General features: G+C 33.0%; 10 protein-coding genes. 2 read left to right on the forward strand and 8 right to left on the reverse strand.

Annotated elements, in window-relative coordinates:
* The 3 genes from AMN95_RS00145 to speB all read right to left on the reverse strand — a co-directional run.
* Positions 1-427, reverse strand: a 427-nt coding sequence (locus AMN95_RS00145; protein WP_256997900.1) for a PfkB family carbohydrate kinase, incomplete at its 3' end; no start/stop codon positions are given.
* 17 nt (positions 428-444) lie between these two features.
* Complete coding sequence (locus AMN95_RS00150; RefSeq protein ID WP_075521990.1) at positions 445-1881, reverse strand: aldehyde dehydrogenase family protein; 1437 nt, start codon at positions 1879-1881, stop codon at positions 445-447.
* A gap of 20 nt (positions 1882-1901) precedes the next feature.
* Complete coding sequence (gene speB, locus AMN95_RS00155) at positions 1902-2861, reverse strand: agmatinase (protein WP_075521991.1); 960 nt, start codon at positions 2859-2861, stop codon at positions 1902-1904.
* Positions 2862-2915: 54 nt separating this feature from the next.
* Between speB and AMN95_RS00160 the strand changes: the two genes are divergently transcribed.
* Complete coding sequence (locus AMN95_RS00160) at positions 2916-3638, forward strand: putative zinc-binding metallopeptidase (protein WP_075521992.1); 723 nt, start codon at positions 2916-2918, stop codon at positions 3636-3638.
* A complete protein-coding gene (locus AMN95_RS00165) occupies positions 3635-4279 on the forward strand; it encodes a peptidylprolyl isomerase (protein WP_075521993.1) in 645 nt (214 codons plus the stop codon). The genes AMN95_RS00160 and AMN95_RS00165 overlap by 4 nt, the downstream gene beginning before the upstream one ends.
* On the opposite strand, the gene AMN95_RS00170 is transcribed toward AMN95_RS00165, so the two are convergent.
* The 5 genes from AMN95_RS00170 to AMN95_RS00190 form a co-directional block, all read right to left on the reverse strand.
* Positions 4272-6494, reverse strand: coding sequence for a 3-hydroxyacyl-CoA dehydrogenase/enoyl-CoA hydratase family protein (locus AMN95_RS00170; protein ID WP_075521994.1), 2223 nt, complete (start codon positions 6492-6494; stop codon positions 4272-4274). The two genes, AMN95_RS00165 and AMN95_RS00170, sit on opposite strands and share 8 nt — an antisense overlap.
* A 12-nt stretch (positions 6495-6506) precedes the next feature.
* On the reverse strand, positions 6507-7361 hold the full coding sequence (locus AMN95_RS00175; RefSeq protein ID WP_075521995.1) for an ABC transporter permease: 855 nt from the start codon (positions 7359-7361) through the stop codon (positions 6507-6509).
* A gap of 5 nt (positions 7362-7366) precedes the next feature.
* Entirely contained in the window at positions 7367-8620 is a 1254-nt protein-coding gene (locus AMN95_RS00180; protein ID WP_075521996.1) for an ABC transporter permease subunit, read from the reverse strand.
* 70 nt (positions 8621-8690) lie between these two features.
* Positions 8691-9818 carry an extracellular solute-binding protein gene (locus AMN95_RS00185; protein ID WP_075521997.1) on the reverse strand — a complete coding sequence of 376 codons (1128 nt, stop codon included), beginning with the start codon at positions 9816-9818 and terminating at the stop codon, positions 8691-8693.
* Between the two features lie 100 nt (positions 9819-9918).
* On the reverse strand, positions 9919-10103 hold a 185-nt coding region (locus AMN95_RS00190), incomplete at its 5' end, for a TOBE domain-containing protein (protein WP_143323744.1).

Raw genomic sequence — 10103 nt, forward strand, 5'->3', positions numbered from 1 at the left:
CTAAAGGCACTTCTAATTGGGTTAAAAAAATTTTTGATTGTTTAATGATGTTAATATCTATCTCTTCTTTTGTTAAACTTGTAGGAGCGCCTCTCACAACAGTTATTGCATTTTTTCCTGTGTTTTTATCAACATGTATTCCAGCTACACCAGTTCGATGTTTTTTTGATATTATAATATTTTTAGTATCTATTTTATTTTTTTTTAGACTATTAATGGCTAGTTTACCATAATCATCGTCACCTATCTTTGAAATAAAATTTACTTTTCCTCCAAGTCTTGAAATTGCAATTGCTTGGTTACATCCTTTTCCACCTGGACCTATATTGTAATTGTCACCTAATATAGTCTCACCAGATACTGGGATTTTATCTCCAGAGAAGCTTAAATCTGCTACAAATATTCCAAGAATAGTAATATCGCTCATTATTAAGATTTCTTATCTTAATTATTCCAACCACCAACAGCCTTAACTTCTAAAAATTCTTCGAGGCCATGTTCTCCTGCTTCCCTGCCAATACCGGAATGTTTAAAACCACCAAATGGTGCATCAACGGCTATGCCAGCTCCATTAACATCAACCATTCCTGATCTCAATTTTCTAGCAACTCTTTTGATTTTCTCTTTATCTTGGGTTTGGATATAATTTGTTAATCCATATGGGGTATCATTTGCTATCTCTATAGCTTCTTCCTCTGTTTCAAAAGACATAACAGATAAAACTGGGCCAAATATTTCTGTTCTTGCTATTTCCATTTTGTTATTAACATCAGCAAACACAGTAGGCTTTACAAAATACCCTTTTTCTAATCCATCTGGTTTACCTGGGCCTCCTGCTACTAATTTAGCTCCTTCATCAATACCCTTCTTAATTAAAGTTTGTATCTTATTGTATTGAGTTTCAGAAATAACTGGGCCTATATGCTCTCCTGCTTTTTTTGGATCACCAACCTCAAATTTTTCTGTATACTTCTTCAATCTTTCCACAGCATCATTATACATTGATTTTTCTACTAGCATTCTTGTAGGTGCATTACATGATTGACCTGAATTTCTAAAACATCTGAGCGCTCCTCTTTCAATCGCTTCTGGGTCAGCATCTTTAAAGATAATGTTTGCTCCCTTGCCACCTAATTCTAAACTGACTCTTTTAAAATCTTTAGCAGCATTTTTTGAAATTAGTGCTCCTGCTCTTGTCGATCCGGTAAATGAAATCATATTTATGTCAGGGTGACTTGTTAGAGAATCACCTGTCGTTGCTCCATCACCGTTTACTAAATTAAATACGCCTGGAGGAAATTTTGTTTCATCAATCAATTCAGCTAAAATCATTGATGATAATGGAGCTAATTCAGATGGTTTTAAAACCATGGTGCAACCAGATGCTATTGCAGGCATTACTTTTAAGCAAACCTGGTTCATTGGCCAATTCCATGGTGTGATTAACGCACATACACCTTTAGGTTCGTAAATTAATCTTTGATTAGGTGCATGTTCTCCTAATGGTTTTTCAAATTCAAAACTTTTTAAATATCTTATAAATGATTTTAAATGAGCAGCGCCAGTGCCAGCTTGAAGTTTGGTTGCAAAGTCCTTTGGTGCTCCCATTTCGGTTGTAATTGCACTTGCAATGTCAGCCCATCTTTTTTTATAATTTTCGTAAAGCTTTTCTAATAATCTTATTCTCTCATCTTTTGATGAAAACGCCCAAGAACTGTAAGCTTTTTTTGCAGCATTCACAGCGTCATTAACATCATCTTTATTGCCCAATGTTATAACGGCACAATTTTCCTCAGTTGCAGGATCAATTACTTTAATTTCTTCTTTGCTTTTTGGTGTTACCCATTTGCCATTAATATAAAAATTTTTTTTATTTTCCATCAGAGATTCCTAACCTTTCCTTATTTTTTTGCAAATAAATTTGTTAACTCATAAACTATAGTAGCAGCTGCAAGTGATGTTACCTCAGCATGATCATAAGCAGGTGAAACCTCAACAACATCTGCAGAAATTAAATTCATACCAGACAGGCCTCTAATAACATTAACCATTTCTCTAGTGGTCATGCCAGCTATTTCTGGTGTACCAGTGCCAGGTGCAAAAGCAGGATCTAAAACATCAATATCAATTGATAAATACAATGGATTATCTCCTACTCTTTTTCTTATTCTTTCAGCAATTTTATCAGTCCCTTCAGTTTGAAACTCATCACAATGAATTATCTTAAATCCAAAACTTTCGTCATTTTTAATATCGTTTCTGCTATACAATGGGCCTCTAATACCCACATGCATAGAAGCATCATCCATGAATAAATTTTCCTCTCGTGCTCTCCTAAAAGGTGTGCCGTGTGTATAAGGTGCACCGAAATAAGTATCCCAAGTATCAAGATGTGCATCGAAATGAACTAAAGCAACAGGACCATTATTGATTATATTTACAGCTTTTAATAACGGAAACGCGATCGTATGATCTCCTCCTAAACTTATTATACCACCAGTTTTTTTAAGTAGATCTAAAGCTCCTTCCTCAATTTGTTTAATTGCTTCGTCTATATTAAATGGATTACAAGTAATATCTCCTGCATCAGCAACCTGTTGAACTTTAAAAGGCTCAACATCATAACTTGGGTGATAATTTGTTCTTAAATGTCTTGAAGCTTGCCTAATACTTTGTGGACCAAATCTTGCCCCAGGTCTATAACTTGTGCCTGCATCGAATGGTATTCCAACTATCGCAACATCGCAGTACTCAACATCTCTTAATTCTGGTAATCTTGCAAAAGTTGATGGACCCGCAAACCTTGGAACTTTTGTGCCACTTACAGGTTGAATGGGTTCTTTGCTTCTTTTTTTTTTCATCACAAAAACTCTATCACATTCTAACAAATTGGAATATCTTCAATAATACTAATTATGAAATTATTTAAGTTCGTTTTATTGTGTTTATTTTTAATTTCTCCCGCAAAAGCGGATACGATATATGAACTAATAAAGATTCCAAATCTGGAGATTTATAATCTTAAGACTGAAAATAAATTAAGATATCTGAATGCTAAACAGGCATTTACAATAGGTATCGATAATAATATCAACTGTTTTAAATCCTCAAAACAAGACCTAGATAAGAAATATAAGATTATTGAAAAAAATCTTAATAAATATTCTCAAAACTTTTTAAAAAAAATAAATTTAAAATACATTGTTATGTGTGAGGACTTATCAATCTCAGGTATCAACACTGCAGGAATACCTGACAATGTAATGAAAACTTTAATTGTAGATATAAAATTTAATGACAAATATTTTGAAAGAGTATTACATCACGAAGTGTTCCACATAATAAATGATAGTTACAAAGATATATTTAATGAAAAAATTTGGTCCAGTTTTAATCCTGAAGAGTTTGATTACGCAGAATGTTCAACCTGCACAAAAAAAATTGGTTTAGATACATATTCTAAACCAGAGGGGTTTATTACTGAATACTCGCGATCAACAGCATCTGAAGATATGGCTGAAGTATTTTCTCATTTAATGTATGGAAATTTACCTGAAATGGTTGATCCTATTCTTAAAAAAAAGATAGAATTTATCAAAAAAGGGCTACTAAAAATTGATGAAAATTTTATTTTATGATTGAAAAGATAAAAGCATCAAAATCTGAAAAAATAATATTTATATTTGTTGTAATTTTAGGTTTGTTTTCAATTACTTCTTTTTTTTTACTAAAAGATAAATGTTTATTTGTTAAGAATTATAACCCAAATAAAATTAATTTTGAAAATCCAAATAACATAGCAATTCTAAACGTTGAGTGTGGAAATGTAATTATAGAATTATATCCAGATATATCTCCTAATGGAGTAGAAAGATTTAAAACGTTAGTCAAATCGAATGCCTATGATGATGTGGCATTTCATAGGGTCATTAAAGATAAACTTGTACAAGCTGGTGATTTAGAATTTGGAAAAAAAGGAAACATAGATTATGGAAAAATTGGAACTGGAAAATCTGGTCTAGGTACAATTAAATCTGAAGTTGATAAAGATTTTAACTATACTAAAGGAAGTGTAGGATTAGCTCGATCTTTAAAATATGATACGGAGGATAGCCAATTTTTTATTATTCTTCAGGATGAACCTTTATATGAGGGTGAATATACACCTATTGGAAAAGTAATATTTGGCTTAGAAGCTTTAGAAAAAATTAAACACTTAAATAAATCTGAATATGTTTTGAGGCCTGACTTTATAAATACTCTTAGATTATTCAATTAACCAAAGGTTTTCCGGTGGCAAGAGTATGTTTAATTCTATCTTGAGTTTGTTTGGTTTCAATCAATCTCATAAAAGCATCAAGTTCTAATTTAAATAAATCATCCTCTGTAAGAGATTTATCAATTGTAGTCTCACCACCACTTAATACGTGAGCTAATTCTTTTGCTACAGTCAAACCATGATCTAGTATAACTTTATCATTATAAAGTTTTTCTAAAATTTGGTTCATATCATCAATAACTGCTTTACCTGGTAAATTAAATGTAAGCTCATTTGGTGCTTTAAAGTTTTTGTTTTCATTTAAGATTTTTTTCGATACTTCAAGCAAACTATTTCTATTCATAATTGTTTTATTTTCAGGTAATAAATATTTCAAAGGTTCTGCCTCAACTGGAGACGTAGCTGTTCTGCCATAACCAATTATATCGAATACTTTTAAAGGTGCATATTTTGGATCTTTCTGAGCCTCTTCAGTATTTAACCATCTAGCCAGCATTTCTTTACATCCACCTCCGGCTGGAATTAAACCAACAATAGTTTCTACTAATCCGATTACAATATTTGTGTGTGAGGCTACAAAATTACTTTGAACTAAAACTTCAAAACCTCCACCCAAAGTTAATCCTGACGGAGCAGATATAACAGGGTATTTAGAGTACTTAAGATGTTTGCATGTTTCTTGAAAATATTTAATAAATTTTTCTATCGATTTAAAATCATTTTTATTAGCAAATTCCATAGTATAGGTTAGGTTAACGCCAGCAGAAAATTGCATACTCTCATTAATTATGATTAAAGGTTTATCCGTTGCTTTCTTAAGTGCATCCATTGAGTCATAATCGAGAGTATTAGCTTTAGTCGTAAACTCAACAATGTTAAAATCATTAAATCTATAAATTGCAGCTGAACTATTGCCATCAACACTTGAGGCAGTTTTCTTGATCTTACCTAAAGTTTCAATTGATGTATATTTTTGCCTTTCACCATAAAAATTTTCATCTTTAGAATTCGACAAATTTTCTAAAAAGTTATTGCCTTTATATTCATCAACTTTATCGAAGAAATTTTTAACACCAATTTCTTCTAACATCTCAAAAGGTCCTTTCGCCCAATTAAATCCAAGTCTCATAGCTTCGTCTATGTCATTAAATTCCTTGGTAATCCCAGGAACTAGAGATGAAGCATATTTTATTATTTTGGATAATACTGACCAAGCATAGTCTCCATATTTATCTTTTCTATTAATTAAAGCCTTTAAATCTACTTTGTCAGACTTAATATCTATTTTTTGACTTGTTGAATACTCACCGGTTTCAAGATTTATAGCTTCCATAATTTTTCCACTATCGGTTTTCTTCATTCTGTAGAAACCACCTTTGCCTTTTCTCCCTGTATATCCAGTTTCAATCAATTTTTTTACTAAAGGAATTTCTTTGGCAACTTCATGGAACTCATCAGATTTTGGAAGTTCTTTAATAAAACTTTTTAAAACATCTGCCATTAAATCTATTCCAATCAAATCATATAATCCAAAAACTCCTGTTTTAGGTATACCCATAGGCCTCCCGAAGATTGCATCTGCTTCCTCAACAGAAAGTTTCATTTTAAATGCTTCAGTCATTGCAATTTGCATTGCGTATACACCTACTCTATTTCCTAAAAAACCAGGGGTATCATTACAAACAATTGCTCCTTTACCTAACTCAACTTCACAAAATTCTTTAAGTTGATTAATCTTTTTCAAATCATTGTCCTCATTCTTAACTATTTCAAGAAGACCCATGTATCTAACAGGATTAAAAAAATGAGTGATACAAAAATCTTTTTTTTGATCTTTATCTAAATTTTGAGATAAAACTTTAATTGGTATTGAGGAAGTATTTGATGAAACTATTGCTCCATCTTTCCTACTTTCAAAAATTTTATCATAAATTTGATGTTTTATGTCAATTCTCTCTACCACTGCCTCGACAATCCAATCGGCATCTTTAACTACATCAAAATCATCAGATATATTTCCAACTTTAATATTATCAATTTTTGTTTTATCAATTAATAAAGGTGGTCTTGATTTGTGAATTCGTTCTCTAGCACTCTGACTTATTTCAGTTTTTAAATCTAAAAGTGTAACAGGGACATTAGCATTACAGAGATGAGCAGCTATACCACTACCCATTGTACCTGATCCAATAACTACTACATTCTTAATTTTCATTTGATTATTTTACTATCGATTAATTCCTCTGAGTCTTTCTGATCGTCTTCTTAAAAGCTCAGCGGTTACCAATATTAATGTAGATAGTATAATTAAACAAGTCGCGACAGCTAGAATTGTTGGACTTAATTGTTCTCTTAAACCTGTCCACATTTGAATAGGAATAGTTGTATTTTCTAATCCTGCTAAGAATAAAACAACAACAACTTCATCAAATGAAGTCACAAATGCAAATAACCCACCAGAAATAACACCAGGTAAAATTAGTGGTAAAGTAATTTTCATAAAAGTATTTACTGGATCACTACCCAAACTTGAGGCAGCTCTTGTTACACTGTGGTCAAATCCTGAAAGTGTAGCGGTAACTGTGATAACAACAAATGGTGTTCCTAGAATTATATGGGCAAGAACAATACCTGTATGTGTTGCTGCCAAACCAGCTTTGGCCATAAAGAAAAATATTGCAACACCAGAAATAATTAAAGGTACAATCATTGGAGAAATTAAAACGGCCATAATCAAACCTTTATAAGGCATATGTCTACTGCTCAATCCTAAAGCCGCAACTGTTCCAAGTATCACTGATCCTATAGTTGCAAAGATTGCTATAATGAAACTATTCTTAGCAGCTAATCCCCATGGATTTTTAGTTCCATAAATCATGTCCTGATACCATCTCAGTGAAAAAGCATCTGGATCTAGTCGCTTCATTCCATCAGAGAAACTTAAAAATTCTTCTGCATTAAATGATAATGGAAAGATTACAAATAAAGGTGCAATAAGAAAAAAGAAAACTGCACCACAAATTGTTAGATAGATATAATGCCAAATTCTATAATGTGGTTCTGTATATTTTGGTAAAGCCATATTAATTATCCTAATTTGATATTATCTATTCCTACTATTTTGTTATAAAGCCAATAAATCACCAACACTCCACTTAACAACATTAATCCCATTGCAGATGCAAAACTCCAGTCTAGGGTGCTTTTCATGTGAAAGGCAATCTGGTTACTAATTAAAGTTCCAGATGCACCACCAACTAAGGCTGGCGTAATGTAGTAACCAATCGCCAAAATGAATACTAATAAGCAACCTGCGCCAATTCCAGGGATTGTTAGTGGAAAATAAACTTTCCAAAATGCTACAAATGGCGTTCCACCCAGCGATTTTCCTGCTCTCATTAAGCTTGGTGAGATAGTTTTCATGACACTATACAGCGGTAGCACCATAAATGGCAGCAAGATTTGTGTCATTGCTACGTAACTTCCTGTCTTGTTATACATCATCTCAGGCCTATTATCATCTGCTACTAATCCAATTCCAACAAAGAAATCATTTACGATACCTTGTTGTTGTAACAAAATCATCCAGCTGGCAGTTCTTACTAGTAATGAAGTCCAAAACGGTAGCAGCACACAGATCATTAATAAGTTACTATATTTCATTGGTAGAGTAGCTAACAAATGGGCAATTGGATAAGCCATTAAAAAACAAAAGACCGTTACAAAGAATGCAATCTCCAAAGTTCTTAACCACAACACTCTATGAATTCGTCTATCTTCTTCCACACTGACTATTTTTCCCTCTTCATTTACGTACATATCCATTCCTTTTAGATATTTTTGACCTGTAAATTCAGGAGCTCTTCTTTGAATTGCTCTCCAGTACTCAACATCAGCCCATCGTTTATGCACTGACATTATTTGTTCTTTGTAGTTTCCTTCTTCAAATTTTTTTGATGCTCTACGAAGTTTTTTGATGATGCTTTTAAATCCATTTTTCGTATAATTTAATTGAGTAGATAATTTACCCTCACGTTTGTCTTCAACTAATTTTATAAAGTCCTCATGAAAAGCAGCAAAAACTTCCTCGTCTGGTAACTCTTGACCATCCCAGTTTTCCATTGCTTTAAATGTTTTTGGCAACATTTGTGTTACCATTTTATCATCAACACTTCTGAACAACATATCACCTATAGGAAAAACATAAGTGATGATTAAAAAAAATAATAAGGGAGCAACAAGTAGGAAAGCTTTAATCTTATTTTTTCTCTCAGCTTTCTTTAGACTTACCTCTAGAGGTATTCCATCAGTAGTTAAAATTTGTTTTGTTTCTGAGCTCATAAATAAAAAGGGCGGTTATAAATAACCGCCCTTAAATTATAATATATAATTAAGTTTTATAAAACTTAAATTATAGACCAGCTTTCATAGCTTCCCATTTTTCACCAAGCTCTGTACCGTTATCAGCCCAGAAAATTGGATCTACTAGGAAGTAGTTTTTAGTGTTAGCTGGTGCAGTTGGCATTTGTGGTACCATGTTAGTCTTACCATCTTTATACCATGGCTCACCTTTTTCCATAATTGCGATTGAAGATTTTCTCCAAGGCGCATATGCGATGTATTTAGCACTTCCTGCTAACATCTCTGCACTAGTCATCATAGCTAAAGCTTTTTTAGCCATACCATTAGCATCGTTTGGTCCACCTTTAACTTGTACGAAATATTCGTAGTCAAGACCTTGGCCATCCCAAACTTGTTTGATTGGTGCACCTTCTCCAATTTCTGCATTGAAGAATCTACCATTCCAACCAGTAGCCATTACTACTTCACCTGATACTAACAGTTCTGGTGGTTGAGCACCTGCAGACCAAAATACACATCCACCTTTAGGGTCTGTGCAAAGTTTTTTGATCTTGTTCATTGCTCTTTCAACACCTTTTTCTGTTTCTAAAGCTTCATAGATTTTTGCTCCGCCTTTTCCTGGCTTAATACCATCTGCAGCTAAAGCAATCTCTAAGTTAGTTAAAGCGCTTTTGTAGATAGCTCTTTTCCCAGGGAACTTCTTTGTGTTAAAGAAATCTTTGATAGTCTTTGGAGTACCTTTAACGTTTTCAGTGTTATAAGCGTAGTTCCAAGAATATAAAATATTTCCTACAGCACATTTACTTGGCATTGCAGTAAAGAAATCTTCACTTGCTGGAGTTCCATCTGGAGCTGGTGGAAAATCTTTGTCGAAATCAAATTCAACAAATAAACCTTCATCACATCCAGTAATAGTATCCATTGCAAACACGTCGATTATATCCCACGTGATCTTTCCAGCTTCTTTTTGTGCTTTGATTTCTGATAAACCACCTGAGTAGTCAACCCAAGCAATGTTAATGCCTAGTGCTTTAGCAGTTGGATCACCGTAACCTAGCTTTTGAGACTCAGTATAAGCCCCACCCCATGACACTGCAGTTACTGTTGTTGCAAATGCTGAAGTAGCTAGTGAAAGTACAAAAGAAATAGCTAGTAATATTTTACTTAGTTTTTTCATTATTCCTCCGTTTAAACGTTTGTATAAAACAAATTAAAACAATTTCAGACTATAGAGTCAACAGGCGTTTTTTCTAATTATATATAGATTTATGGGATGTTTATTTTGGGTCAAGAGCCCGCGCGTCTTCACTATTCCAGCCTATTCTAATTTCGTTACCAAGTTTGATATCAAGATTAGATGAGCTGTTAGGGACTTTTAAAATGAATTCCGAATTACCCAATAAATTAATTCTTACTCTAGTATGATCACCATGATAAATCACTTCTTCAATTTTCCCTTTGT

The sequence above is a fragment of the Candidatus Pelagibacter communis genome (genome assembly GCF_001180185.1).
GTDB lineage: Bacteria > Pseudomonadota > Alphaproteobacteria > Pelagibacterales > Pelagibacteraceae > Pelagibacter > Pelagibacter ubique_F.